This window comes from Actinomadura rugatobispora (genome assembly GCF_055379765.1).
The window spans coordinates 10,620,813-10,645,378 of record NZ_AP029191.1 but is presented as its reverse complement, the minus strand read 5'-3'; the positions used below and the strand labels follow the sequence as shown (position 1 = coordinate 10,645,378).

Sequence of the window (24,566 nt, the reverse complement as noted above, 5' to 3'; positions counted from 1 at the left end):
GATCCCTTCAGCGGTGTGGTGCTGCGCAGACTAGGCTCCGAAAAATCTAATCGTCAAGACATCTGAGACTGTCTTGACAAATTAAATTTTCGGTGGCCATCCTTGCATGCATGGAAGATCTCGATGTCATCTCCGACCCGGTCGTTGCCGAGGTCGCCCTCGCCCCGTTGCGTGCGCGCCTGCTGTCAGAGCTGGCGAGCCCCGCGTCGGCGACCATGCTCGCCGCACGCACCGGCCTGGCCCGTCAGAAGGTGAACTATCACCTGCGCGCGCTTGAGAAGCACGGGCTCGCCCAGGTGGTCGCCGAGCGCCGGAAGGGCAACATGACCGAGCACCTTTTCCAGGCCTCGGCCGCGGCCTACGTCATCTCGCCCGAGGTGATGAGGGATGCCGCTCCGAACTCTGAGCGCCTGCGTGACCATGCTTCGGCCACCTGGATGCTCGCGTTGGGCGCCCGGCTCGTGCACGACGTCGGACAGTTGATTCGCGGTGCGGGCAAGGCGAAGCAGAGATTGGCCACGTTCGCCATCGACAGCGAGATCACGTTCGCGAGTCCCCAGGCCCGGGCGCAGTTCGCGGCCGAACTGGCCCACTTCACCGCCGGCCTGGTGAGCCGCTACCACGACGAGACCGCGCCGGGTGGTCGGCGTCATCGCGTCGTCATCGCGCTGCATCCCAAGCTCAAGGACCGATCCCAGGCCGCCGGCGAGATTGCCGCGAGCGATTGAGCGGCGTCGAGCCCGCGCACTCCCACCGACAGGAAGGCAGAAAGATGTCCGATAAGTTCCGGATCGAACACGAGGGCCCGTTGCCCGCCGTCCCCGAGCAGGTCTGGCTCGCCGTAACCCGCGACAGCGAAGCCTGGCTCATGCCGTCCGAACCGATGAAGGACACCGCGATCGTCTGGGACCCGCCGTACCGGTGCGTCGCGCGTGAACAGTCGGGCGACTGGTTCCACCAGATCGAATTCCAGATCGAGGCGCGTGACGGTGGCAGTTACATCCGCTACGTCCACAGCGGCGTGTTCGAGGACGACTGGGACACCCAGTACGACGGTGCACGCAAGCACACGGGGTTCTACATGCACACCCTCGCCGAATACCTGAAGCACTTCCAGGGACGCCCGTACCGACACGTCGAGGTCCACGCCCCTCCGACGTCCGCGACCGCGGCAGGGCTTCAGCCCGTTCGTACAGCGCTCGGCATCCATGACACCACCGAGCCCGGTGGGACGCTCGTCGCGGCGCTGCCGACCATCGGCGAAGTCGAGGCCGTGCTCGACTTCCACAACGAGTACTTCATCGGCCTGCGCACCAGTGACGCCCTTTACCGGTTCTTCGGCCGCAACTTCTTCGGTGCGCCGGTCGTGCTCGGCGCCTACCAGTACGGCGCCCAGGACGTGGCGCTGGAGACCGTCGCCGATGAATGGACCGGCTGGCTCGCGGACGTGTTCGGCGGTGCGGCATGAGCGAGGTTTCCACGAGCACGGACGAAGACCTCCACGACGCATCCGGCAAGGCGTGGCTCGCGCTCCTCGTTCTCGCGCTACCGACCCTCCTGCTGTCCATCGACGTCAGCGTCCTCTACCTGGCGCTGCCGACCCTGAGTCGTGAACTCGGCGCATCGAGCATCGAGCAGCTGTGGATCATCGACATCTACTCGTTCGTGCTGGCGGGTTTCCTCGTCACCATGGGAGGCCTCGCCGACCGCATCGGCCGACGCCGCCTGATGCTCATCGGTGCCACGGCCTTCGGTGCCGCCTCAGCGGTCGCGGGCTTCGCCCAGTCTCCAGAGGTACTCATCGGAGCGCGAGCCGTGCTGGGGATCGCCGGCGCGACACTGATGCCCACCACGCTGGCGACGATACGCCACCTGTTCGCGGGAACCCGCCAGATGAGTTCGGCCATCGGCGCCTGGTTCGCCTGCTTCATGATCGGCATGCTCATCGGACCGATCGTCGGCGGCATCATCCTCGACCGCTTCTCGTGGGGCGTCGCGTTCTTCATCGCCATTCCCGTGATGGTGCTTCTCCTGATCGCCGCGCCGGTGCTGCTGCCGGAATCGAAGGACCCGTCCGCCGGGCGCATCGACCTGCCGAGCGTCGCGCTGTCGCTGGGGGCCCTGCTCCCCGTGGCATGGGGGGTGAAGGACCTGGCACGCGATGGTGCCTCGTGGACGTCCATCGCGGCCACGTTCGTCGGACTCGGGTTCGGCGTGGCGTTCGTCGCCCGGCAGCGCAGACTCACCGATCCCCTCGTGGACCTTGCGCTGTTCGGCATTCGCGCTTTCAGCGGTGCCCTTGCCATCTCCGCGGTCGGAGGCATCGTGATGGCCGGCACATCGTTGGTCTCCGCCATCTACCTTCAATCGGTCAACGACTTGGACCCGCTCGAGGTGGCTCTGTGGCTCATTCCGCAGAACGTCGTGATGGTCGTGGGTTTCGCCGCGGCGCCGGCGCTCGCCAAGCTCATGCCCGAGCGGTACGTCATCGCCGGCGGACTGGTGGTGGCCGCCTTTGGATTCTCCCTGCTCACCCAGGCCGACGCCGACACGTTCGGGTTCGTGATCGCCGGAATGGCCATCGCCTCCTTCGGGGTCGCCGCCCCGATGTCGCTGGGCGCCAACGTCCTGATGTCCTCGGCGCCGGAGGAGCGGGCCGGCTCGGCGGCATCGATCATGGAGACCAGCGGCGAACTCGGAGTCGCGCTGGGGATCGCCTCGCTGGGAAGCGCCGCCGCGGCCATGTACCGGGTCTCCCTCGGCTCCGACCTCGATGACATCGGCATCACCGGCGCCGACGCCTCGGCCGCTTCGCGCGGCATCGAGGAAGCACTGTCAACCGCGGCGAACCTTCCCGTCGGTATCGGGGATGCCCTTGAGTCAGCGGCGAAGGCCGCGTTCGTCTCCAGCGTCCATGTGGTCGGCGTGCTCGCTGCCGTCACCTTCATCGTGCTGGCGGGCGCAGCCGTCCTGACCCTTGCCGCGAAAGGATCACCAACGAGCGACGAGCCGGCGACCACGACATGACCGGCGTGCACGCGTTGTCGCCCTTCGGTGAAAGCGGAGAGTGAGGCCGTCCGAGGACGATGCGGTGGCACGGGGTTGTCTCATGAACGGCGGCCACCGCTGTTGAGGACGGCTGCAGCCGACCAAGCGGGTGCTGGAGTCCCGCCTGGAGGGCGAGATCACCGACCATGTCGGCTGCGAAAGCACGACGGGCCGGGGCAGCGGCAACAGCCGCAACGGATCGCGGGCCGAGACCAGGCTGACCGACGTCGGTCCTGTGGAGGTCAAGGTGCCTGGGGATGCCGCCGGCACCTTCGAGCCGCAGATCGTCCGCAATTCGCGTCTCACAGGCCGCCGCCTTGACAAAGTAAGGTTCGTTCTGGTGGCGCTTCTCGCTCGCGTTGGGCGGCCGGGGCGGCAGCGTCGGCGCCTGGGTTCCGCCTGCGGCTGCCGTAGGCTTTCGGGCCGGATGAGAGAAGGGATCAGCGCATGGCGGACGACACCGACGACGCGGTGGTGCTCACCAAGCCCGGGCCGGGTGTCCGTCTCGTGACCCTGAACCGGCCGGGTGTCCGCAATGCCATGACCGAGGAGATGACCCGCGCCTGGGACCGGGCGCTGGACGAGGTGGCGAGCGATCGGGATACCCGCGTGCTCATCGTCACCGGTCAGGGCGCTTCCTTCTGCTCCGGGGCCGATCTCTCCTGGCTCGACCAGGGTTCGCCCGAGGACGTCACCGTCGACCGGCTGCGGGAGCGGATGCTGCCGTTCTACCGGAGCTGGCTACGGCCGCGCGCGCTCCCCTTCCCCGTCATCGCCGCGGTCAACGGGCCTGCCGTGGGTGCGGGGGTCTGCCTGACACTGGCATGCGATCTGCGGTTCGCCGGTCCCAGCGCGAAGTTCAGCACCCCGTTCATCTACCGCGGGACCCATGGCGGGATGGGGGCGGCCTGGCTGCTGCCCGAGGCGATCGGGGTCACGCGGGCACGGGACATGCTCTACACCGGCCGGGAGGTACTGCCCGAACAGGCGTTGGACTGGGGGCTGGTGACCGGGGTCGCCGATGACGCGCTCTCGCACTCCCTTGAGGTCGGCGCCCGGATCGCGGAGGCGGGCCCGATCGCGCTGCGGTTGACCAAGACGGGGCTGGAGCAGTCGGCCGCCGGGCTGGAGGCCGCGATCCAGTGGGAGGCGGTCGCGCAACCGGTCACCATGACGACCGCCGACCTGCATGAGGGCATCGCGGCCTTCCGTGAGAACAGACCGCCGCGGTTCCGCGGCAGGTGACCGCCGCTGTGCTACGTGGTCTCGCCGGGGAGGATCGAGTAGGCGTCTTCCTGCGGGGGGATGCCGTCCGAGGGCGCGGGACCGCCGAAGGTCTGGGCGAGGAGGTAGCGAATGTGCCGCACGGCCGCCGGGACGTCCCCTTTGACGGTCGTCACGCGGGGCGAGACCGCCTGGCCGATCTCCGCGCCCTCGGCGCCGATCACCGCGACGTCGCCCGGCACACTCAGGCCGAGCCTCTTGGCGGCGAACACGACGGCGACGGCCACCTCGTCGTTGAAGCAGGCGATCCCCACGGGCCGTCCGCGCTGTTCGAGGACCGTCTTGAGCGCTTCCTCGGCGCCTTCGGGCTCGATCGGCACATGGACGTGGATCGGTGCGGTCAGCCCCTCGGCTTCGCAGAACTCGGTGACGGCCGCTGAACGGCTCCGCCCGTACGGGTCGTCGCGCACGTCGGACAGGAAGGCGTAGACGAGTTCGGTGTAGCCGCGGGAGTGCAGATGCCGAGCCTGCAGGATGCCGATCCAGTGGTTGACGTCGAAGTGCAGCTTGCGCGGCAGGACGGCGCAGCCGGTCTTCTCGATGAGGTCGAGTTCGCGCCGGGACACCCCACCCAGGTCCACGACGCCCGCGGGCCGCAGCGTCTCGATCAGGTGCAGCAGCCGGTTCGGCGTCTCCTCCTTCGTCCGGGACATGCTGAAGTGGACGACCATGCTGAAGCCGAGTTCAGCGATGTCGGAGGAGAGGACCTCGATGACGTCCTGGAGCCGGATGAAGGTCGTGTAGGGCACGACCACGACGACGAGGTCGCTGCGTCCCATGGCCAGGGCGCGGCCCGCGGTCGAGCGGACGTAGCCCAATTCGGCCGCGGCACTGCGCACGCGCTCGACGGTGTCGGCGTTGAACTTCTCGGTCTGGCCGTTGAGGACGTGGCTCACCGTGGCCCTGGAGACTCCGGCGAGACGCGCGACGTCCACGCTGGTCGCCGGCTTCCTGTTCTCCGGTTGCCTGGACACGTCTTCTCCCGAGGGCTTGAAGAGAGCGCGGAGCGTGGGCTCGATCCCGCCCACAGTAAGGCAGGACGATACAGATCGATAGATGCAAGATCATCTCGCGGGGTCCCGGTGCAGCATCGCCAGGGCGTAGCGCGCGTACTCCTTCGCCACCTGTTCGGCGCTCATGGGCCCGTCGAGGCGGAACCACGACGGCAGGGACGTGCACATGGTGGCGATCGCCCTGCACGCCGTGCGGATCTCGGCGCCGGGGAAGGCGCGGGCCGCCTGGGCGTCGAGGAGGTGCTGGACCTCGTCGCGCATGGCGGTGATCCGGACCAGGTCGGGCCCGGTGATGCCGCGCATCTCGGTGGCGCCGAGGAAGGCGAGGTCGCCGCGCAGCGCGTGGAAGAGCGCGAGCGACTCGACCATCTTCGCGAACGCGTCCCGCGGGGTGCCGCCGTCGTCGCGCGCGGCGCGCACCCTCCAGCCGATCTCGGCCATGGTGGCCTCGAGCAGCCTCACCAGGATCTCCTGCTTGGCGGCGTGGTGGTGGTAGATGCCGGCGACGCTCACGCCGGACTCGGCCGCGATCTCCCGCATGCTCGTGGCGTGGAAACCGGTGCGGACGAACAGGCGGAGGGCGGCTTCGAGGATGGGGCCGAGGGCGAGTTCGTCGTAGTGCCGCCAGTCACCGGGTTCGTCGGCGGCGCGGGTGCTCGCGGGGGTCTCCCCGCGCAGCAGGGTCGCCGCGGGCACGTCGAGCAGCTCGGCGATCCGCTGGAGCCGGGTCACGGTGAGCGGCGTGCGGCCGTGCTCGATCGCGCTCATCGTGGCCGGACTGACCCCCACCCGGGACGCGAGCGCCCGCAGGGAGAGCCCCTGGGCCTCGCGCGCTCTCCGGACGGCGGCCCCCACCGGCAACTGTTCGGTCACAGCGAACACCATAGCCGCTTGACTGCGCACTAGTGCAGACCGTACGTTCACTCGGTAGTTGTTTAGTGTCGGGAGCGCGTACGTGACCACGCATGACCTCGTCCGCCTGGACCGGCTCGGTCCCGCCCTGGCGGAGGCCACCGGCGGCGACGCATGGCGGGCGGCGACGGCCGAGCTGATCAGCGGCGGCAAGTCGAACCTGACCTACCTGCTGCGCAGCGCGGCCGGTGAGCTCATCCTGCGCCGGCCGCCCAGCGGGAAGCTGCTGCCCAGGGCGCACGACATGGGGCGCGAGGCGCGCGTCCAGCGCAGCCTGTCCGGAAGCGGCGTCCCCGTGCCCGAGATCGTCCTCTACGACGAGGGAGGGCTGCTGGGGATCGGCTGCTACGTCATGCGGAAGGTCGACGGCCACGTCGTCCGCGGCCGGCTCCCCGCGTCCTACGCGCGGACCCCGCGGGAGCGCGAGGCGATGGCCTTCGCGTTCGCCGACACGCTCGCCGCCCTGCACGCCGTGGACTACACCGCCGCCGGTCTCGCCGACTACGGCCGCCCGGAGGGCTTCATGGCGCGCCAGGTGCGCCGCTGGACCGGCCAGTGGGAGGCCAGCAAGACGCATCCCGTCGCGGAACTCGAGGAACTCGGGCGTCGGCTCGCCGCCGCCGTGCCGGGCCAGGAGCGGTGCACGATCGTCCACGGCGACTACCGCATCGACAACCTGGTCTTCTCCCTGGCGGATCCGGGCGAGATCAAGGCCGTCCTGGACTGGGAGCTGTCCACCCTGGGAGACCCCCTCACCGACGTGGGCCTGCTGATGCTCTTCTGGCGTGAGGAAGGCGAGAGACAGATCAGCCTGATCCCCGGTGTCACCCACCTGCCCGGGTTCCCCGGCCGGGACGCGATGCTGCGCAGGTACGCCGCCGCGTCCGGGGCCGACCTCTCCGACATGGGCTACTACCAGGCGTTCGCCCACTACAAGTTCGCCATCATCGCCCAGGGCATCGCGGCGCGTTCCGCCGCCGGGGCGATGGGCGGCCAGGACTTCGGCGACCTCGACGACGAGATCCTCCAGCTGGCTCGCGACGGGCTCACCTTCATCGGCGGCTGAGCCCCCGCACATCACCCAGGAGCACACGATGGACTTCTCCCCTTCCCCGAAGGCCCGCGAGACCTGCGACGCCATGTGGGACTTCATGCGCGGCCACGTGTTCCCGGCCGAACCGGTCTGGGCGGCGCACCTGCGCGAGCACGGCGAGCACGCCTACCCGCCGGTCATGGAAGAACTCAAGGCGGAGGCCCGCCGCCGCGGGCTGTGGAACCTGTTCCTCCCCAAGCTGTCGGGCCTGTCCAACGTGGAGTACGCCGCCGTCGCGGAGATCTCCGGCTGGTCGCCGGTGATCGCACCGGAGGCCCTCAACTGCCAGGCGCCCGACACCGGCAACATGGAGACGCTCGACCTGTTCGCCACGCCCGAGCAGCGCCGGCGGTGGCTCGAACCGCTGCTCGACGGCACCATCCGGTCCGCCTTCGCCATGACCGAGCCCGACGTGGCGTCCTCCGACGCCACCAACATCACCACCGAGATCCGGCGGGACGGCGACGAGTACGTCATCAACGGCCGCAAGTGGTGGATCACCGGCGTCGCCGACGAGCGCTGCCAGATCTTCATCGTCATGGGCAAGAGCGACCCGGACGCGGCGACCCACCGCCAGCAGTCGATGGTCCTCGTACCACGCGGCACCCCGGGCCTGACGATCGAGCGCCATCTCCCGATCTTCGGCTACCAGGACCAGCACGGCCATTCCGAGCTCGTCTTCCGCGACGTCCGCGTGCCGGCCGCCAATCTGCTCGCCGAGGAGGGCGACGGGTTCCGCATCGCCCAGGCGCGCCTCGGCCCCGGCCGCATCCACCACGCCATGCGCGCCCTCGGGATGGCCGAGCGGGCCCTCGCCCTCATGGTGGACCGCGCCCAGAAGCGCGTCGCGTTCGGCAAGCCGCTGGCCGAGCACGCCAACGTCCTGGACCTGATCGCCCAGTCGCGCATCGAGATCGACCAGGCCCGGCTGCTCGTCTACCACGCCGCCTGGATGATCGACCAGCACGGGAGCAAGGCCGCCCGGTCCCAGATCGCCGCGATCAAGGTCGCCGCGCCCGCCGTGGCCACCGCCGTCATCGACCGTGCGATCGAGGTCTTCGGCGGCGCCGGGGTCTCCGACGACACGCCGCTGGCCTACTTCTACGCCTGGGCCCGCGTCCTGCGCATCGTCGACGGACCCGACGCCGTCCACCGCCGCTCCCTCGCCCGCGCCGAACTCGGCAAGACCCCGCCCTACGTCGGATGACCCCGGTGACGAACGTGAACCCCCTCGACCGCTTCCGCCTCGACGACAAGGTCGTCGTCATCACCGGTGCCAGCTCCGGGCTCGGCACCGGCTTCGCCCGTGCCACCGCCGCCGTCGGCGCCACCCTGGTCCTGGCCGCACGGCGCGTGGACCGTCTCGACGCGCTCGCCGACGAACTGCGCGAGCGGGGCGCGACGGTGCTGACCCGGCGAACCGATGTCGCCTCCTTCGAGGACTGCCAGTCGCTCGCCGAGGCCGCCGTCGACGCGTTCGGCCGCATCGACGTGCTGGTCAACAACGCGGGCGTGGGCCATGCCCGGAGCGCGCTCCGCGAAGACCCGGACGTCTTCCGCCAGACCGTGGACGTCAACCTCAACGGCGTCTACTGGATGGCCCGCGCCTGCGCCCCGCACATGCCGGAGGGCTCGGCCATCGTCAACATCGCCAGCGTTCACGGCCGGGTCGCCTCCAGCTACCCCCAGGCGGCGTACGCCGCCAGCAAGGCCGGGGTCATCGGCCTCACCCGCGACCTGGCCCAGCAGTGGTCGAAGCGGCGCGGCATCCGGGTGAACGCGCTGTGCCCCGGCTACTTCGACAGCGAGATCACCAACGGCGAGAGAGCCGACGCGCTGCGCGCCATGGTCGCCGACAAGAGCATCCTCGGACGGTTCGGGAACCAGGAGGAGCTCGACAGCGCGCTGCTCTTCCTGGCCTCGCCCGCCTCGTCCTACGCCACCGGAACCTCCCTGGTCATCGACGGCGGTCTCGAGGCCACCGTGTGAGACCGGGACGGGGTCATCCTCGACGCCCCGCCCCTCCCCCGCCGGCAGGTCCGTGAGGACCGGCCGCCGAGGCGCGGGGCGCGGGCGGTCGCCGGGGACGGGACGGCTCAGCGGTTGAGGGCGCCGAGGTCGACGGGCAGCTGGGCGCCGGTGATGTACTTGCCCTCGTCGGAGGCCAGGAAGGCGACCAGGTTGGCGACGTCCTCCGCCTCGACCATCTCGTACGGCAGCGACGGCATGTAGATGGGCCCCAGGTTGGGGGACTTCTCGATGTAGATCCCCATCGAGCCGTCGGTCATGCCGGTCCGGACGCCGTGCGGGTGGACGGTGTTGACCCGGATGTCGTACTCGGCCAGCTCGTTGGCCAGACTCCTGGCCAGGCCGACGACGCCGTGCTTGGAGCTGGCGTAGTGGGCCAGGAAGGGCAGCCCCTTCAGGCCCGCGACCGAGCTGGTGATGATGACCGAGCCGCCCTGGCCCTGCTCGATGAGCGCGGGCACGCTCGCCTTGATCGTCTTCCAGACGCCGGTCAGGTTGACGTCGATCAGGTCCTGCCACTGCTCCTCGGTCAGCTCCCAGGCCCGGCCGTAGTTCACGATGCCCGCGTTGGCCACCACCACGTCCAGCCGCCCGAACTGCGCGACGCCGTCCCGGACGACCGACTCCAGGCCCGCCAGGTCGCGCACGTCGACCTCGCGGGTCAGGACGCGCCGCCCCTGCTCCTCCACCAGCTTGGCGGTCTCGTTCAGGTCGGCCTCGGTGGGGGGCTCGTACCGGACGTAGGAGCTGGGCGATGCGGCGATGTCGATCGCGATGATGTCCGCGCCCTCGGCGGCCAGCCGGACGGCCTCCGCCCGGCCCTGCCCCCGCGCCGCGCCCGTGATGAAGGCGACCTTGCCCGCCAAACGCCCCATTGCATTACCTCCACGGTGGTGGACCCCACGGCACGGCCCGGTTGCCTGTCCGGCGGCGCCGAGGGCCTTGAAAAGGCCAGCTCAACGAGTGGCCCCCGCAATGATGGCACTCGATGCCAAAAAAGGGCAAGGGTCGTCGGCGACCTGCCGCGCCCTGTCCCCCAGGTCGGTGAGCCCGCCCACCATGCGCCCTCCCGTGCTCGGCTGAGACCATTCTGCTGGCCGCCGCTCGTCCCGAGGCGGCCTTCGGCAAGGTCGTGCGCACCGCGGCGGTCCGCAGGGGGCCGGGGCGGGAGGCCGTCCACGGCTACGATGAAAGCCGGACCACGGTCCCCGGATCCGGGCGGGCGACGGGAGAGCCAACGCATGACGACGACGACGCGCCGCGGACCCTACGCCAAGTCGGCGGCGGTGCGGCGCCGGATCCTTGAGGCGTGCGTCGACGCCTTCGGCGAGACGGGCTTCCACGGCGCCACCATGAAGGACATCGCCAAGCGCGCCGGAATCAGCCACACCGGGCTGCTGCACCACTTCGCGCGCAAGGAGGACCTGCTCGCCGCGCTGCTGGACCTTCGGGCCGAGCGCGGCGCCCGGATCCTCGAGTTGACCGGTGCGCTCGACCCGAGCGCGAAACCCATCGAGGCGCTCCAGGGCATGCTCACCGTCCTGGTCGACAACGAGCTGCAGCCCGGGCTCATGGAGCTGCACTGCGTCCTGTCCGGCGAGGCGACCTCCCCCGAGCACCCCGCGCACCGCTACTACACCGAGCGGTACCGCAACCTCCGCCTCTTCTACACGCGCGCGTTCACCGCGCTCGACGAACGCGGCGAGCTGCGTTCGGCGTTCGATCCCGCCACGCTGGCGACGATGACCATCGCCCTCATCAACGGCCTCCAGGCGCAGTGGCTCTTCGACCGGAACTCGGTGGAGATCGTGGGCGCGGTCCGCGGATTCCTCCAATCGGTCATCCCGGCCATGGACCGATGAGCGTCACTGGAAGTCGCAGCCGGGGTTAGGGGCGTCCCGGGACAGCGGGCTTCCGTGCGGAAGGGTGTAGAGGACGGTCAGGACGACGGGCGTGGAGCCCAGGTTGCGGCCGACGTGCACGTAGCCGGCCCCCGCGAGCTCCACGATGACGTCCCCGTGCCGGTAGATCCCGTCCACCGAGCAGTCGGCGGCGTTGTGGGTCAGCGTGCCCCGCTTCACCACCCCGCGCAGCGGTCCGTCGTGGAAGTGCCAGCCGGTGGTGCCTCCGGGGGCGATCACCACCTCGCGCAGGACGTAGTCGGTGCCGCCCACCGTGCGCTGCGCGACGATCGTCCCCGTGACGCCGGAACCCGGCGTCGCGGCGGCCGTCCCCTGCAAGGCGCCCATGACCAGCACGGCGCCACCGGCCGAAGCCGCCAGTCTGCTCATCAACGTGACCGTCCTCCGTATCCCGCCGCCGTCCGCCGGTCTCCTCGTTCACCTCATTCAACCGGGTGGCGGGCGGCCGCGCCGGCGGCTCAGAGATCCGGGGCGCCGGTCTCCAGAAGGCGTCCCTCGTCCAGCCGCAGCCACCGGCCCACGCTGATCTCGGTGAGGAAGCGCTCGTCGTGGCTGACCACGACGAACGCGCCCCGGTAGGAGTTCAGCGCGCCCTCCAGCTGGCCGACGCTGACGAGGTCGAGGTTGTTGGTGGGCTCGTCCAGCAGGAGCAGGTGCGGCGCCGGTTCGGCGCACAGGACGCAGGCCAGGGTGGCGCGCAACCGCTCGCCGCCGGACAGCACCCCGACCGGGAGGTGGACGCGGGAGCCGCGGAACAGGAAACGCGCGAGCATGTTCATCCGCTCCGCCTCCGCCATGGCCGGCGCGAACGCGGCGAAGTTCTGGGCCACGGTGCGGTCCAGGTCGAGCAGGTCCAGCCGCTGGGACAGGTAGGCGACCCGCCCGTCGCCCCGCCTGGCCTGCCCGCCGTCCGTTTCCAGCTCGCCGCCGACCAGCCGCAGCAGCGTGGACTTGCCCGCCCCGTTGGGGCCGGTCAGCGCGACGCGCTCGGGCCCGCGGATCGTCAGGTCGACGCCGCCGTCCGCGAACAGGGCCCGGTCGCCGTACCGGACCTGCAGCCCCTCGCCCTGGAACACCGTCCGCCCGGCGGGGACGTCGGTGTCCGGCAGGTCCAGCACGATGCTCTGCTCCTCGCGCAGGGCACGGCCGGCCTCGTCGAGGCGGGACTTGGCCTGCCCGACCCGGGCGGCGTGGGTCTGGCTCGCCTTGCCCGCCGCCTCCTGGGCGCCCCGCTTCATGTTCCCGGCGAAGATCTTCGGCAACCCCGCGTTCTTGAGGTTGCGCGCCGCGTTGCTCGCCCGCCGTTCGGCCCGCTCGCGGGCCTGCTGCATCTCGCGCCGCTCCCGCTTCAGCTCCTGCTCGGCGTTGCGGACGTTCTTCTCGGCGACCTCCCGCTCGGCGCGCACCGCCTCCTCGTAGGAGGTGAAGTCGCCGCCGTAGAAGCGCATCTCGCCGCGGTCGAGCTCGGCGATGCGGTCCATGCGGTCGAGCAGCGCCCGGTCGTGGCTGACCAGCAGCAGGCAGCCGTTCCAGTCCTCCAGCACGCCGTAGAGCCGGCGGCGCGCGTCCAGGTCCAGGTTGTTGGTCGGTTCGTCGAGCAGCAGGACGTCGGGCCGCTTCAGCAGCTCGGCCGCCAGGCCGAGGGACACGATCTGGCCGCCGCTGAGGGTGTGCAGGCTCCGGGAGAGACCGACCTCGGCGAGGCCCAGACGGTCCAGCTGGGCGCGGGTCCGCTCCTCGATGTCCCAGTCGTCGCCGATGACGGTGAAGTGCTCCTCGCTCACGTCCCCGGACTCGACCGCGTCCAGCGCCTCGATCACCGGAGCGATGCCCAGGACCTCGGCCGCGGTCATGTCCCCGGTGAGGGGAAGGGTCTGCGGGAGGTAGCCGACCGGCCCGCTCACGGACACGCTCCCGCGGGCGGGCTTCAGCCGTCCCGCGATCAGCTTGAGCAGGGTGCTCTTGCCGGCGCCGTTCGGCGCGACGAGGCCCGTGCGGCCGCCGCCCACGGTGAAGGACAGGTCCTGGAAGACCGGAGTCTCGTCGGGCCAGGAGAAGGACAGGTTGGAGCAGACGATGGAAGCGTCGGACATTCGAAAGACCTCGGAGGTGATGCGGGCGCGCGTAGAAGCGACGGCTCCGCCGTGGGCGTGGGTCAGTGAAACGACGGCATGGCCACCGCGGCGGCGCTCCTCGGCGCCCGCCGGTGGCCGATCACTCCGGTATCACCCGGAGATGTCGTCGTCACCTGCCACGTCTGGTCTCCCTGTCCACGGTCATGACTTTCGCGCATCAATTTACCAGCGACCCGGCCCTGCTCTGTACGCCCGGCGAACGGGCCGGACGCGGACGATCCGCCGCCGGGCCGCCGGACCCGGCCGCCCGTCGGACCGCACCGTGGCCGAGGAGCCTCACCTGTCGTTCTGCGGGACGTACAGGCGGATGTCGTCGACGTGCGCCGACCCCTCGTAGTAGTTCAGGTGCGGGTCGCCGATGATGAAGGAGTCGGGGTAGGCCGAGCCCCTGGGCCAGGAGTGCTCGGTGGTGTACGTCCCGGCGGGGCCCCGGTGGGCGAGCCTGCGGTCGAAACGGCCGTCGTACTCGCCGGGGGTCTGGTTGTAGTGCCAGATCGGGCGCCCGTCCTCGACGAACCTGTGGTGGACGCGCAGCGTCGTCTGCCCGATGTGCCGGAACGGTCCGCTCATCTCGAGCGTGTACCCGGTGCGGTCGCGCTCCACGGCGAACCGGTAGGCGGCCTTCGGCAGCAGTTCCGGCCGCAGCTCGGCGCTGGCGAGGTGCCCGTGGAAGCGGCGGCCCGGGCCGTACGGCTCGTCCATGGAGACGTTCCCGCAGGCGGTCTTGATGTAGTACTCGTTGCTGACGTTGTTGTTGGCGGCCTCGCGGAACCTGTCGCCGCGCGCGAACAGCGCGTTGACGCCGTTGAAGGTGCCGTCGAAGGTGCGGTAGATCCGGCGGGTCCTCGGGTCGCAGGTCCCGGCGTTCTTCCAGCGGTCGTCGTCGCTGTAGTAGCCGTCCATGATGACCTTGCGCCGGTAGTGGATGCCGGGGTTGCCGTGCGGCGCCGGGGTCGCGTAGTCGAGGATCGTGAGGTAGTAGAACCCGTTCTCCCGCGTGACGTCGGGGTAGTCGCAGCGCGACCTGCCCGGCAGCGCGCCCTGGAACGTCCACGGGTAGCGGGTCTTGCAGGGCTCTTTGGTGTAGCCGTTGTGCTTGCCGCCGTAGTCGAAGCGGCCGCCCCGCTGACCGCCGAAGTCGATGCCCCGCAGCGTCATCTCCACGCGGTAGCGCGGCGGCAGCGGGCGGGTGGGCCTGATCAGCACCCCGGCGTCCCAGCTCGGCTCCGAGATCCGCGCGACCCGCTGACCGTCCGGCAGGAACGCGGTCGACAGCCCGGGCCGCGAGTCGGGACGCCCGTCGCGGTCCTTGTCGACGGCGGCGATCTCGGCGGTCAGCCACCCCTGGCGGCCGAACGCGACCCGCTTGCGGAACACGTTCAGGGTGGCGAGCCGCCGCTCGAACAGGGATCCGCTGATCTTCCGCCAGGCCTCGCCGTCGTCGTCGAACGCGTCGACGTGCCACGGGCTGCGCGGCCCTTGCGGGTCCAGGCGCCACGGAGTCCGGTCGACCTTCAGCGGCCGGTCGAAGCCCTCGTGGGCCACCAGCGTCCAGCGTCCGGGACCGTGCCCGCCGCTTCCGGACGCGGCACCGCCGACCGCGGGCCAGGCCGCGGGGACGACCGCCACGACGACCGCTCCGGCCACCGCAACGATGACCTTCCAGCATCTCCGACCAGTCATGCCTGCGGACGCTACGGCCATCCACGGACCGCGTTCGGAGGCATGCGCCTTCAACACGAGCCCTTGCCCATTCCTTGACCGGCCGCATCGGCCACCAGGCGATCTTGGCGTCCCCTACGCCATCGGCGCCAGGTTCGCCCACCCCGACCGCCCCGCCATCGCCTTCATCGCCGTCCTGCACGACAACGACCTCAACCAGGTCACCTGGGAACTGCGCGCCATGAGCGGCGCACCCAAGTTCGAGGAATCCCAGACCCTGCCCGACGTGGCCTACCCCGCCGGGGACCGCGCCCTGACCGCCGACCGGCCCGTCGTCCTGGACGTCCACTGCGACCCCGACGCCACCGGAATCGTCAAGAAGGGCCTCGAGACCAAGGCCCAGGAACTCTTCTCACAAAGCAAGCGCTGATCTCCGTCACCGCCGTCACCTCGCCCGTTCGCCGCTCTCATGGGCACAGGGGTTGATCTCAATGTCCACCCGATCACGGCCTCATCGCCACCAGATCGGCTGGGCGTCCGTGCCCTCTGGACGGATGGAGTAAGCAGCCAACGGCTTGACATCTCTGATTCCACATTCGCCGAATCAGTGGTCCCTTTCTGGACCGAGGTCTCCGTACGATGTCGAAGTGCCCATTCGCCGCGCTCCGATCGAGACGCCGAGCGGGTATCGCCGTCGACCGAAGGCGCCTCCGGACACCGCCCGGCACCCCTCCCCTGCGGCGTCCGAGGACCCTGTTGACGGCTACGGCGCCTACTCGATGATGATGCATGATCTTCATCTGGGAATATGGGGCAGAGTGGACAGCGAAAGGATCCAAATCATGGCTGCGCGACCGCACATGGCCAAGCTGGACGACGTCACCCGGTTCGCCGAGGGACTGACCAACGACTACCTGATGTGCCGCACCTGGGCGCATTCCTGGGACCCGAGCACTTCCGCGGTGCAGCGCACCGGCGGGCGCATCCACTGGACGGTGGAATGCACCACGTGCGGCACCACCCGCACCCGCGTCATGACCACCAGCGGCACCATCGTCGGCAACCGCTACGCCTATCCCGAGGGCTACCAGTCCGGTGGCATCGGACGGATCGGGCAGCGCGGCCTCGCCACCATCCGGATGGAATCGCTCAAGCGCATCGGCGGCGCGTGATGCAAGAGGTCGTGATCGCAACCTACTGCGACCGCTGCTACCAGGCCGACCAGACCAAGACCGAGACCTCGCTCACCATCGAGGTGAGCATCGGCACCGACCAGGCCCGACTCGACCTGTGTCCGCGCTGCGACCAGGGACTGCTGGACCCGCTGCGCGAACTGATCAGCACCCGCGCCGCCGCACAGCGCGCCCTGGACCGATCGGCCGGCGCCTCGCCCGAGACCGAGGACACGGGACAGGCTTCCGCGCGGACCTTCCCCAACGTCGCGGTGCGCTGCGGCCACTGCCAGTCGGAGATCGCACTGCGCAGCCGCAGCAACCACGCCCGGAACCGCCACGGCTGCAAGCCCCAGGACATCACCTGGGACTTCGGCGAGGACATCGCCGAGGTCTGGATCTGCACCTGCGATCTGGCGTTCCCCACCGAACACGGCCGCAACACCCACGCGCACCGCACCGGTCACGCGCTCCCGGACCCCTCCGGACCGCAGCCACCACCACGCTGATGAAGCACGCCCCACGGCCGAGCGGGACGGCACGTCAACGCGCCGCCGACCGACTCACCCGTTGGGGCCGGCATCCGGCCATCGGCCCGTGGCGCCCGGATTCTGCTCTCTGGAAGCCGGGCGCCCACGGATCTGTTTCGAGGCGGTTGGCGGCGCTGTAGCGACCACCGGGCACGGACCCGGCAGCCGATCTCCGTCGAGTTCTCCACGTGAGCAGCCGGCACAGGCAGGCCGCATCCCTCCGTCAGCTGGTGAAAGGCTCAAGAGCGAAGCGGCCCCACGCGACGAAGCCGGCGATCGCGAGGTAGACCGAGTTCAGCATCACGAGGTTGAACTGACCAAGACGGCCATGGGTGATCATCGCGCCGATCATGAGCAGGACCCAGCAGACGGCGGTCACCGGCACCATGACCGGTGCGATGTCGAGCACGGCGGGCAGGATCAAGCCCGCCGCAGCCAGGAGTTCAAGGATCCCGAGGGTCGTGACGAAGCCGACGCCGGCGTGTCCGGTCCACTCGCCGCCATGCTGCGCGGCCAGCTTCTCCTTGGGGATGAACGTCTTGCTGGTGCCGCCGACCAGGGCGACCGCGGCCAGCAGTCCGGCAGCGATCCACAGGGTGAGGTTCACGAGTGCCTCCGGATGGGTGACTGATCACGCATGAGATGCCGACGGCCCGATCCCTGTGACGGCGCGGCCCTGTGACGCGCGCCACCGCTCGCGGTTGTCACAAAGCCGAGTGAACCGGTGTCTTGTGCGTGTGGCATGGTCGAGAAGGAACAGGCGGGAGCCGGCGATGAGCGAGCACAGCGAGCCGACGAGGGGCACGGCCGAGCCGCTCGCCGATGGCGGCCGCATGGACCCGGCCACCGAGGTGTTCGTGGCGCACCGCAATCTGCTGTTCACGGTCGCCTACGAGATGCTCGGCTCGGCGGCCGACGCCGAGGACGTCCTGCAGGAGACCTGGTTGCGGTGGGTGGGCGTCGACCTGGAGTCGGTGCGGGATCAGCGTGCGTACCTGGTGCGGATCGCCACCCGGCAGGCGCTGAGCCGGCTGCGTACGCTCGGCCGGCGCAAGGAGTCGTACGTCGGCCCCTGGTTGCCCGAACCGCTGCTGACCGCGCCGGACGTGGCCGAGGACGTCGCGCTCGCCGACAGCGTCTCGATGGCGATGCTGCTGGTGCTGGAGACGCTCGGACCGACCGAGCGGGCGGTGTTCGTGCTGCGCGAGGTGTTCGCCCTCGGGTACGACGAGATCGCCGAAGCCGTCGACAAGAGCCCCGCCGCCGTCCGCCAGATCGCCCATCGCGCCCGGGCGCACGTCGCCGCGCGCCGACCGCGCGACGTCGTCTCACCGGCCGAGACCCGAGCCGCGCTCCAAGCCTTCCAACGGGCGGTCGAAACCGGCGACCTGCAGAACCTGGTGGACATCCTCGCGCCGGACGTCGTCGCCCTCAGCGACGGCGGCGGACTCAAGCGGGCCGTGCCGCGGCCCATCGTGGGGGCCGACAAGGTGGCTCGCCTGCTGGCCGCCGGTCTGAGTTCGGTCGACGCCGAGGCGTCCGTCGAGCCGGTCCAGGTCAACGGCTGCCCGGGACTCATCCTGCGGCTCGACGGAGAGATCGACGGCGTCGTGGCGGTGCGGGTCGAGGACGGCCTCATCACCGGGCTCTACTTCGTCCGCAACCCCGAAAAGCTGTCACGCGTGGAGCGGGAGACCACGCTGAGCCGCTGACGCCGAAACGACCTCAACAACGCGGCCGACCACAAATGAGCCTGCCTGCCATCGGCAGATGGCGCTTGAGGCGATCTCCCGCTGGCGACCGGGACCGGTGGAACACCAATGGAAGCGTCCGACGGGGTGTCGGCTCGGTCGTGGTCAGGGGGAAGCGTCGACGACACGGCGCGTCTTGTGGAGGCCGTCGGCGCGGGGCAGTTCGCCGGGGGCGAGAACCTGCACGGGGATGCGTTCGCGGACGCCGTTCTGCAACGCCTCGCTGGTGGTCTCGGCCAGGGCGGCGCGCGCGGCGGCGTCGATGGGGTCGGCCGCTTCCACCTGGATCGTCAACGTCGACGATCCCTCCGAACGCAGCAGCCGGTACTCGGTGCCGAGCCCGGGAAGGGAGCGGACGACGGCTTCCACGGCCGAGGGGAAGATGTTGGCGCCGCGGTACCAGATCATGTCGTCGGTGCGGCCCTGAACCGAACCGACGATGCGCGTGTGCGTGGAGCCGCAGGCGCAGGGCGAGCCGTCGGACAGGACGCCCAGGTCCCCGCTGCGGTAGCGCAGCAGCGGATGGGTGTCGCTGATCAGGTTGGTGTAGGTCAGTTCGCCGAGTTCACCGGGAGGCACCGGCTCGTCGCGGTCGGGGTGCAGGCACTCGGTGAAGAAGCAGTCGTCGTTCAGATGCTGGTCGGTTGAATGGGGGCAGTTGCCTCCCAGGGGCAGAAGTTCGGTCATGCCGAGCCCGTCGAGAAGCGTCCGCGCGCCGAACTGTTCGCGCAGCGCACGGTTGGTGGCCTCCACCGCGCAGCCGGGTTCGCCGAAGGCCCAGATGACGCGGACACCGCATGCGCGGAGGTCGATCCCGGCGTCCGCGGCGACCTGCCCGAGGTGCAGCAGGTAGGACGGCGAGCCTGTGACCATCACCGGCCGCAGTTCGGCGATCGCCTCGACCTTGTGCAGGTCGGTTCTGGTCCCGGCCTGGACGACCAGCCCGCCCTGGGCTTGGACGGCCTCGGTGATGATGGTCGCGCCCATCAGCCCGTCCACCGGTGTGGTCAACAGGACCCTCTCCCCTGCATGCACGAGCGCGGGCTTGCGCGCGGCCCAGTCGAGAACCTGGCGCCAGTCGCGGCTCGAGAAGACGCGGCGCAGCGGCCGGCCGGTGGTCCCGGAGGTGGTGAAGTACCGCACCCAGTGGGCGGCGGGCGTGCAGGTGTAGCCGCCGAACGGGGGGTCGGCCTCCTGCTCGGCGAGCAGCTCGTTCTTGTCACAGGTGGGAAGCCGCCTGATGTCCTGGATGCCGGTGATGTCACTGGGGCCGACCCCGGTGGCGTCCAGTTTCCGCCGCCAGAACGGAGCCCGCCGGTAGACGTGGCCGACCATGGCGACCAGTCGCTCGCTCTGCAGCTTCCGCAACTGCGCAGCCGGGAGTTCGCCCAGCTTGGGGTCATTGATCCGATAGTCGGGCAGTTCGCTCGATGGACCGTCGTTCACCGCTCTCACCCCTCATGCGGCGGTGTCGGTAGGCAGCGTCGCGGCCAAGCAAGCGCTCGCGGCATGATGAGCATGCACAAAGGCGACGATGCGCGCAAGACGGCGCTCGCGGTCGGCGAAGGGGCGTGGCGGTCGGACTCGGTCACACCGCGTCGGCACCCCCGAGTGCGCGCGTCCCGGCTCCATATGGCGCCACCCGCTCCCCCGCACCGCCGGACCACACTGCCAACGCGCCCTCGCGAGCTGCAGCAGCCAGATCCTGCCCCCACCGGCTCTGCGAGGAGTCGCCGCCCGGAGACGCCTCAGCGGCGACGCGGCCGCCGGTGACCACGTCCTGGCCGGTATCACGGCCGTCTGTGGCGATGCCCCGGAGATCGTTGGTCGTTGGCAGGCCGGGTTGCTCCTCGGTCTGGGTGAGCGTGTGCTGTTCACCTTCCGCCGCCCCGTCAACGGTCCGTCCGGTGGAACCTGTGCGGGAATCTGTTTTGAGGCGGAGAACCTGCCGTTGTGGGTGGACTGCTATGCGTGGCCCCTGCGGACCGCGCGGGTCCCCAGTGACGCTCGGGTCCTGATGGAACGCGGCGACCACCCGATCCCACACCTAGCCGGGCTAGTGAATCGCCACCGCGCCACGCCCTCCAAGGGCGGGGAATCCATCTGGCGCGCGGTGATCAGGCCGGATCTGGCCGACGCCGTCCAAACGACCGCGCATCTGGTGGAGATGGCCGAGGCAGTCGCCCGGTCAACGCCATGAACAGACTCTTGGGCTGTTATGACTTGCTATTTCTTGGTTTCGTATGGTGACTGGCCTGTGTTCGCGCAGGGTAGGGCGGGCGCATGGCGAAGAAGAGCGAGAAGAGACTGTCGACCGGGGACGAGGTCACCTGGCGCAGTCACGGCTCCACCGCCGAGGGCGAGGTGGAGAAGAAGGTCACCGACCGGCGTGAGGAGGCGGGCCGTACGGTGGCCGCCTCGCCCGAGGAGCCTCAGTACGTGGTGCGCAGCCGGAAGAGCGGCAAGAAGGCGGTGCACAAGCCGTCCGCGCTGCGCAAGAAGAAGGACTCGCAGTGATCAAAGATGAGAGGGCGGTGGCCAGGAAGTTCGGCGATGTGGTGAACATGACCGCCAAGCAGTTGGAGGACTGGCTGGAGACCGAGGAGTCCAGGTCGGTCGGCCAGAAGGAGGGCGGCGAGTCGACCGGCCATGCCTCGGGCCGAAGGATCGTCGACCTGATCCGCAAGCAGAAGTCGGATCTGACGGGTCAGGACTACGAGCACATGAACAAGGTGGTCGGTTACGTTCACCGCCATCTCGCGCAGCGGCCTTCGGGCGATGTGACCGACACCCCCTGGCGCTACTCGTTGATGAACTGGGGCCACGACCCGCTCAAGTAGACCGTGGCGAGCCGCCCCAGAGTTGAACGGCCAAGGTTGCGACGCAAACCGTCCCGCCTGCCCACCCAGAACCGCGGAAAACGAGTCGGCGCGCCTCGCCCGACCATGTGATCATGAAGTGGTGGACGTGGCAGTGCAATGGGTGCACACCTACTGGACGAGCCGCTCGCGCGGAGGCCCCGGCGCCGTCCGGCGCAGTGCGTTGCCCGAAGCCTTTCCCCTTCCGGATGCTGCCCCGCCCTTCGTCCACACAGTGAGCATGGACGAGCCCAGCTTCACCCCACGATCGAGCGTGGCCAGCGGCCTCCCGCCAGACGACCAGGTTGAGTTGACCGAAGCCGACGGGGTGCTGAAGGTGCTGGTTGTCAGGCCTTACCCCTCATGGACTCGACCAGCGGCTGTGCATCTGCGTCCCAGGCATACGCTGCGCTGGCAGATCAACCATCGGTTCGCGAACGAGGACAACTGGTTCTACCGGCTCGACACCCTCAACGTCCTCTTCGGCAAGACCTCGGCCGAGGTCTTCCTGCACCCGCCCACTCGTCGAATCGACGAACGCTCCAAGCTCTACTGGTGAGCCGGGCCGACACGGCCTGACCGGATATTTCCAGAGCCTGGCCACCCGGCGAGGAAGCCAGGCCGGCAGAGTGCTCAGGTCGCCTCCGACGCCGGCACGCGGCCGCCGGAGGGCGCTCACCACGGGATGACGTCGTCTAGCCTCGATCTTTCACAGCGCCGGTTGGGTCGTGTGGCGGCCTGACCGGTTTGTGTTTTCTGGTGGTGGTCAGGTCGGTGGCCCGGATGTCGCTCCGGGTGGGCGGGGTTCCACGGCCCCTGGTTCTCCTTCCTGGGTTGTGGGGACGGTTGGTGCTGGTCAGCCGGGGTTGGGTAGTGCCGCGAGGCGTGCGAGGGCGTCAGTGATCAGGGTGGTCCAGGGCCAGTGCCGGGCGATGCGCAGGATGCGGCGGCGTCCGGTGGTGACCAGCCGTCCGGCGGTGTGCAGCAGCCGCAGCCGCAGGCGGCGGGGTTCCCAGCGGCGGGCGGGGCCGGTAAGGGCGAGCATCGGCATCCAGGCGAGCAGGTCGAGGGCGAGTTGCACGATCTCCAGCCAGATCTGGTTCTGCGCGGTGTCGTGCAGGGGGAGGTTGCGCAGGCCGGTGGCGCGGGCGGCGCGGACGCGGTCCTCGGCCCGGGCGCGGCGGCGGTGCCGCAGTTCCAGTTCGGCGATCGGCGTGCCGGGCGTGTTGGTGGCGAAGCAGGTCAGGCGCATGCCGTCGGCGTCGGTGAGGCGCAGCTGGGCGCCGGGGTGCGGGCGTTCTTTGCGCACGATCAGCCGCATCCCGGGCGGCCAGCCGGCCAGCACCCGGCCGCTCAGCTCGGCCACCCAGGCGCCGTGGCGGATCCGGCCGTCCGGCTCGAGGGCCGGGGTCCAGGCCGGGTCCGGGATCTGCAGGACGGCGGCGTGGATGGACTCGGTGATGGTCATCCCGACCGAGTAGCCCAGCCACCGGCCCCGCGCGGCCAGCCACTCGACGAACCCGTGGGTGCCGCCGGCTGTGTCGGTGCGGATCAGGGTGCGGCGGCCACGCCGATAACGGGCGGGCAACTGGGCCAGCGCCAGCTTCGCTGCGGTGATGTGATCGGCGGCGGTGTTGGACCCGGCGTTCCCGGGCCGCAGCAGCCCCGCCACCGGCTCCCCCGATCCGCCGGGACCGTGATCGACGAACGCCATCAGCGGGTGGTGGCCGAAGGTCTTCTTCCAGGTCGGGGCGGCGTCCTGCTTGTCGGAATGCGCGATCACCAGCACCCCGTCCACATCCACGATCACCTGCCCGCCGGTGTCCGGGGCGGCGTCACCGGCCAGCGCCCACACCCGTTCACGCACCTGGGCACGAGCCCGGCGCAACGCCCTCAGCGCCCGCTCACCGCCACCGGCCAGGACATCGATCAGACGGGAGAACGTCGGGTCGGAGGCCACCGGCCCGAACAACCCCGGCTCGGCACGCAGCATCGCGACATCGGCCAGGCAGTCACCGCCCAGCGCCACCGCCAGCGCCATATCCATCACGATCTTGCCCGGATCATGCCGGGCTCGCGGCCTGCGCCAAGGCGCCAACGCCGCCGAAAGCGCGCCGTCCAGCCCGCTCTTGCGGACCGTTTCCACCAGCAGCACGGCCCCGGCCTGCGAGACCACCCCGCGACCACAGCCATCGACGCCCACACGCGGGTATGACCCGATACGCTTGCTCACCTGAAAAGTGCCTTCTGGACTGGTACGGACAGGACCTTCGACAAGCCCTATCCTCCCAGCACAGAGGCACTTTTCTTATCTAAACGGTCACTCCCGGCCCATCGCCCGGTGAAAGCCCGAGGCTAGGGAGTCGGGGCCTCGGAAGACGCCGGTGGGGCCATCGGTGGGGATCGTCGCGAGCAGGACCGGGACGACTGCGCCGTCGGCTGTGGTGCGGTCGCCGCGAGGGAAAGTGGCGGGGGCGTTCTGGTCTGTCGGCACAAGGCCGGGACTGGCGGCGTTGACCTTGATGCCGTCGCCGCGCAGGGCGTTGGCATAGAGCAGGGTCAGGGCGTTGAGCGCGGCCTTGGACGAGCTGTACGCGAGGAAGCCGCGTGTCGAGAGGGGACTCGCCGGGTCGCCCAGGAGCGTCAGCGAGCCGAGCCCGCTGGACATGTTGACGATCCTCGGGTTGCGGGAGCGGCGGAGCATGGGGAGACAGGCTGATGTCACGGTGACGACGCCGAAGACGTTGACCTCGTATACCTCGCGGAGGTGCGCGGCCGTGACGTCGGCGGTCCGGACACCCCACTCGGCCATGATTCCGGCGTTGTTGACCAAGACGTCCAGCCGTCCCGTCTCGGTGTCGATCTGCCTGATGGCCGCCTGGACCGATTCCGGGTCGGTCACGTCCAGTCGCACGAACCGGATGTCCAGTCCGTCGCCGCTTCGGCCGGGGTCGTCGCCAACGCCGGCCGGTTCCTCGGTCGACTCCACCGAGGTCGCTGACTCTTGCCTCAGTTCCTCGACGGCCGAGTGGCCGCGCTCCGGATCGCGAGCGCCGAGGTACACGGTGAAGTTCCGCTGGGCGAGTCGGCGGACGATCTCCCGGCCGATGCCCTTGTTGCCGCCGGTGACGAGTGCGACTTCGTTCGTTGCCATGCCT

General features: G+C 70.0%; 26 protein-coding genes and 1 pseudogene. 17 read left to right on the top strand and 10 right to left on the bottom strand.

What is annotated here, in order from left to right; genetic code table 11:
* Positions 1–110: 110 nt before the first annotated feature.
* The 5 genes from ACZ466_RS47525 to ACZ466_RS47505 all read left to right on the top strand — a co-directional run bounded on the left by ACZ466_RS47525 (position 111) and on the right by ACZ466_RS47505 (position 4,293).
* Positions 111–728, top strand: a complete 618-nt coding sequence (locus ACZ466_RS47525; RefSeq protein ID WP_378281223.1) for an ArsR/SmtB family transcription factor — start codon at positions 111–113, stop codon at positions 726–728.
* A 44-nt stretch (positions 729–772) separates the two neighbouring features.
* Positions 773–1,468 (top strand): hypothetical protein, encoded by a 696-nt coding sequence (locus ACZ466_RS47520; protein WP_464041990.1) that lies wholly within the window; start codon positions 773–775, stop codon positions 1,466–1,468.
* Positions 1,465–3,027, top strand: coding sequence for an MFS transporter (locus ACZ466_RS47515; protein WP_378281221.1), 1,563 nt, complete (start codon positions 1,465–1,467; stop codon positions 3,025–3,027). Before ACZ466_RS47520 ends, ACZ466_RS47515 begins: the two co-directional genes overlap by 4 nt.
* A gap of 130 nt (positions 3,028–3,157) precedes the next feature.
* On the top strand, positions 3,158–3,559 hold the full coding sequence (locus ACZ466_RS47510; RefSeq protein WP_378281220.1) for a transposase: 402 nt from the start codon (positions 3,158–3,160) through the stop codon (positions 3,557–3,559).
* Positions 3,496–4,293, top strand: a complete 798-nt coding sequence (locus tag ACZ466_RS47505) for an enoyl-CoA hydratase/isomerase family protein (RefSeq protein ID WP_378281219.1) — start codon at positions 3,496–3,498, stop codon at positions 4,291–4,293. Before ACZ466_RS47510 ends, ACZ466_RS47505 begins: the two co-directional genes overlap by 64 nt.
* 11 nt (positions 4,294–4,304) lie before the next feature.
* Here the strand turns inward: ACZ466_RS47505 and ACZ466_RS47500 are convergent, their stop codons facing one another.
* Together ACZ466_RS47500 and ACZ466_RS47495 are read right to left on the bottom strand one after the other, a co-directional pair.
* On the bottom strand, positions 4,305–5,306 hold the full coding sequence (locus ACZ466_RS47500; protein ID WP_378281218.1) for a LacI family DNA-binding transcriptional regulator: 1,002 nt from the start codon (positions 5,304–5,306) through the stop codon (positions 4,305–4,307).
* Positions 5,307–5,396: 90 nt separating this feature from the next.
* Positions 5,397–6,218: a TetR family transcriptional regulator gene (locus ACZ466_RS47495; RefSeq protein WP_378281217.1), complete on the bottom strand. Its 822-nt coding sequence runs from the start codon at positions 6,216–6,218 to the stop codon at positions 5,397–5,399.
* A gap of 82 nt (positions 6,219–6,300) precedes the next feature.
* On the opposite strand from ACZ466_RS47495, the gene ACZ466_RS47490 reads away from it, so the two are divergent.
* The 3 genes from ACZ466_RS47490 to ACZ466_RS47480 are packed head-to-tail and all read left to right on the top strand — an operon-like array spanning position 6,301 to position 9,339.
* On the top strand, positions 6,301–7,323 hold the full coding sequence (locus tag ACZ466_RS47490) for a phosphotransferase family protein (protein WP_378281216.1): 1,023 nt from the start codon (positions 6,301–6,303) through the stop codon (positions 7,321–7,323).
* A gap of 28 nt (positions 7,324–7,351) precedes the next feature.
* Complete coding sequence (locus ACZ466_RS47485) at positions 7,352–8,557, top strand: acyl-CoA dehydrogenase family protein (RefSeq protein WP_378281215.1); 1,206 nt, start codon at positions 7,352–7,354, stop codon at positions 8,555–8,557.
* Positions 8,558–8,562: 5 nt separating this feature from the next.
* A complete protein-coding gene (locus ACZ466_RS47480; RefSeq protein ID WP_378281214.1) occupies positions 8,563–9,339 on the top strand; it encodes an SDR family NAD(P)-dependent oxidoreductase in 777 nt (258 codons plus the stop codon).
* Between the two features lie 107 nt (positions 9,340–9,446).
* Here the strand turns inward: ACZ466_RS47480 and ACZ466_RS47475 are convergent, their stop codons facing one another.
* On the bottom strand, positions 9,447–10,253 hold the full coding sequence (locus ACZ466_RS47475) for a mycofactocin-coupled SDR family oxidoreductase (RefSeq protein ID WP_378281213.1): 807 nt from the start codon (positions 10,251–10,253) through the stop codon (positions 9,447–9,449).
* A gap of 366 nt (positions 10,254–10,619) precedes the next feature.
* Here ACZ466_RS47475 and ACZ466_RS47470 point away from each other — a divergent pair, with 366 nt between their 5' ends.
* Complete coding sequence (locus ACZ466_RS47470; protein ID WP_378281212.1) at positions 10,620–11,240, top strand: TetR/AcrR family transcriptional regulator; 621 nt, start codon at positions 10,620–10,622, stop codon at positions 11,238–11,240.
* A 3-nt stretch (positions 11,241–11,243) separates the two neighbouring features.
* On the opposite strand, the gene ACZ466_RS47465 is transcribed toward ACZ466_RS47470, so the two are convergent.
* The 3 genes from ACZ466_RS47465 to ACZ466_RS47455 form a co-directional block, all read right to left on the bottom strand.
* Positions 11,244–11,669 (bottom strand): cupin domain-containing protein, encoded by a 426-nt coding sequence (locus tag ACZ466_RS47465; protein ID WP_378281211.1) that lies wholly within the window; start codon positions 11,667–11,669, stop codon positions 11,244–11,246.
* 89 nt (positions 11,670–11,758) lie between these two features.
* Entirely contained in the window at positions 11,759–13,393 is a 1,635-nt protein-coding gene (abc-f, locus tag ACZ466_RS47460; protein ID WP_378281210.1) for a ribosomal protection-like ABC-F family protein, read from the bottom strand.
* A gap of 318 nt (positions 13,394–13,711) precedes the next feature.
* Positions 13,712–15,118, bottom strand: coding sequence for a hypothetical protein (locus ACZ466_RS47455; RefSeq protein WP_378281209.1), 1,407 nt, complete (start codon positions 15,116–15,118; stop codon positions 13,712–13,714).
* A gap of 109 nt (positions 15,119–15,227) precedes the next feature.
* On the opposite strand from ACZ466_RS47455, the pseudogene ACZ466_RS47450 reads away from it, so the two are divergent.
* The 3 genes and pseudogenes from ACZ466_RS47450 to ACZ466_RS47440 form a co-directional block, all read left to right on the top strand.
* Positions 15,228–15,527 (top strand): annotated as a pseudogene (locus ACZ466_RS47450) (thiamine pyrophosphate-requiring protein); the annotation flags it as partial.
* Positions 15,528–15,939: 412 nt separating this feature from the next.
* Positions 15,940–16,269, top strand: a complete 330-nt coding sequence (locus ACZ466_RS47445; protein ID WP_378281208.1) for a hypothetical protein — start codon at positions 15,940–15,942, stop codon at positions 16,267–16,269.
* Positions 16,270–16,280: 11 nt separating this feature from the next.
* On the top strand, positions 16,281–16,778 hold the full coding sequence (locus ACZ466_RS47440) for a hypothetical protein (RefSeq protein WP_378281207.1): 498 nt from the start codon (positions 16,281–16,283) through the stop codon (positions 16,776–16,778).
* Positions 16,779–17,022: 244 nt separating this feature from the next.
* Here the strand turns inward: ACZ466_RS47440 and ACZ466_RS47435 are convergent, their stop codons facing one another.
* A complete protein-coding gene (locus ACZ466_RS47435) occupies positions 17,023–17,406 on the bottom strand; it encodes a DoxX family protein (RefSeq protein WP_378281206.1) in 384 nt (127 codons plus the stop codon).
* A gap of 166 nt (positions 17,407–17,572) precedes the next feature.
* On the opposite strand from ACZ466_RS47435, the gene ACZ466_RS47430 reads away from it, so the two are divergent.
* The gene (locus ACZ466_RS47430) at positions 17,573–18,511 is read left to right on the top strand and encodes an RNA polymerase sigma-70 factor (protein ID WP_378281205.1); all 939 of its coding nucleotides are present in this window, start codon (positions 17,573–17,575) and stop codon (positions 18,509–18,511) included.
* Positions 18,512–18,655: 144 nt separating this feature from the next.
* On the opposite strand, the gene ACZ466_RS47425 is transcribed toward ACZ466_RS47430, so the two are convergent.
* On the bottom strand, positions 18,656–19,996 hold the full coding sequence (locus tag ACZ466_RS47425; RefSeq protein ID WP_378281204.1) for a phenylacetate--CoA ligase family protein: 1,341 nt from the start codon (positions 19,994–19,996) through the stop codon (positions 18,656–18,658).
* A gap of 421 nt (positions 19,997–20,417) precedes the next feature.
* Here ACZ466_RS47425 and ACZ466_RS47420 point away from each other — a divergent pair, with 421 nt between their 5' ends.
* The 4 genes from ACZ466_RS47420 (at position 20,418) to ACZ466_RS47405 (ending at position 21,967) form a co-directional block, all read left to right on the top strand.
* Positions 20,418–20,750, top strand: coding sequence for a hypothetical protein (locus ACZ466_RS47420; protein WP_464041989.1), 333 nt, complete (start codon positions 20,418–20,420; stop codon positions 20,748–20,750).
* Positions 20,751–20,833: 83 nt separating this feature from the next.
* Positions 20,834–21,067 carry a hypervirulence associated TUDOR domain-containing protein gene (locus ACZ466_RS47415; RefSeq protein WP_378281203.1) on the top strand — a complete coding sequence of 78 codons (234 nt, stop codon included), beginning with the start codon at positions 20,834–20,836 and terminating at the stop codon, positions 21,065–21,067.
* Positions 21,064–21,390 carry a DUF3140 domain-containing protein gene (locus ACZ466_RS47410; RefSeq protein ID WP_378281202.1) on the top strand — a complete coding sequence of 109 codons (327 nt, stop codon included), beginning with the start codon at positions 21,064–21,066 and terminating at the stop codon, positions 21,388–21,390. Before ACZ466_RS47415 ends, ACZ466_RS47410 begins: the two co-directional genes overlap by 4 nt.
* A gap of 121 nt (positions 21,391–21,511) precedes the next feature.
* Positions 21,512–21,967: a hypothetical protein gene (locus tag ACZ466_RS47405; protein WP_378281201.1), complete on the top strand. Its 456-nt coding sequence runs from the start codon at positions 21,512–21,514 to the stop codon at positions 21,965–21,967.
* A 297-nt stretch (positions 21,968–22,264) separates the two neighbouring features.
* On the opposite strand, the gene ACZ466_RS47400 is transcribed toward ACZ466_RS47405, so the two are convergent.
* The gene (locus tag ACZ466_RS47400) at positions 22,265–23,641 is read right to left on the bottom strand and encodes an IS1380 family transposase (RefSeq protein ID WP_378293550.1); all 1,377 of its coding nucleotides are present in this window, start codon (positions 23,639–23,641) and stop codon (positions 22,265–22,267) included.
* A gap of 87 nt (positions 23,642–23,728) precedes the next feature.
* Complete coding sequence (locus tag ACZ466_RS47395) at positions 23,729–24,562, bottom strand: SDR family oxidoreductase (protein WP_378285042.1); 834 nt, start codon at positions 24,560–24,562, stop codon at positions 23,729–23,731.
* Positions 24,563–24,566 lie beyond the last annotated feature (4 nt).

Bases quoted from the DNA above. Each gene is read 5' to 3' on its own strand.
- ACZ466_RS47525 (WP_378281223.1), top strand. From the start codon at position 111: ATGGAAGATCTCGATGTCATCTCCGACCCGGTCGTTGCCGAGGTCGCC.
- ACZ466_RS47520 (WP_464041990.1), top strand. From the start codon at position 773: ATGTCCGATAAGTTCCGGATCGAACACGAGGGCCCGTTGCCCGCCGTC.
- ACZ466_RS47515 (WP_378281221.1), top strand. From the start codon at position 1,465: ATGAGCGAGGTTTCCACGAGCACGGACGAAGACCTCCACGACGCATCC.
- ACZ466_RS47505 (WP_378281219.1), top strand. From the start codon at position 3,496: ATGGCGGACGACACCGACGACGCGGTGGTGCTCACCAAGCCCGGGCCG.
- ACZ466_RS47485 (WP_378281215.1), top strand. From the start codon at position 7,352: ATGGACTTCTCCCCTTCCCCGAAGGCCCGCGAGACCTGCGACGCCATG.
- ACZ466_RS47475 (WP_378281213.1), bottom strand. From the start codon at position 10,253: ATGGGGCGTTTGGCGGGCAAGGTCGCCTTCATCACGGGCGCGGCGCGG.
- ACZ466_RS47470 (WP_378281212.1), top strand. From the start codon at position 10,620: ATGACGACGACGACGCGCCGCGGACCCTACGCCAAGTCGGCGGCGGTG.
- ACZ466_RS47465 (WP_378281211.1), bottom strand. From the start codon at position 11,669: ATGAGCAGACTGGCGGCTTCGGCCGGTGGCGCCGTGCTGGTCATGGGC.
- abc-f (WP_378281210.1), bottom strand. From the start codon at position 13,393: ATGTCCGACGCTTCCATCGTCTGCTCCAACCTGTCCTTCTCCTGGCCC.
- ACZ466_RS47455 (WP_378281209.1), bottom strand. From the start codon at position 15,118: ATGACTGGTCGGAGATGCTGGAAGGTCATCGTTGCGGTGGCCGGAGCG.
- ACZ466_RS47445 (WP_378281208.1), top strand. From the start codon at position 15,940: ATGGCTGCGCGACCGCACATGGCCAAGCTGGACGACGTCACCCGGTTC.
- ACZ466_RS47430 (WP_378281205.1), top strand. From the start codon at position 17,573: ATGAGCGAGCACAGCGAGCCGACGAGGGGCACGGCCGAGCCGCTCGCC.
- ACZ466_RS47415 (WP_378281203.1), top strand. From the start codon at position 20,834: ATGGCGAAGAAGAGCGAGAAGAGACTGTCGACCGGGGACGAGGTCACC.
- ACZ466_RS47395 (WP_378285042.1), bottom strand. From the start codon at position 24,562: ATGGCAACGAACGAAGTCGCACTCGTCACCGGCGGCAACAAGGGCATC.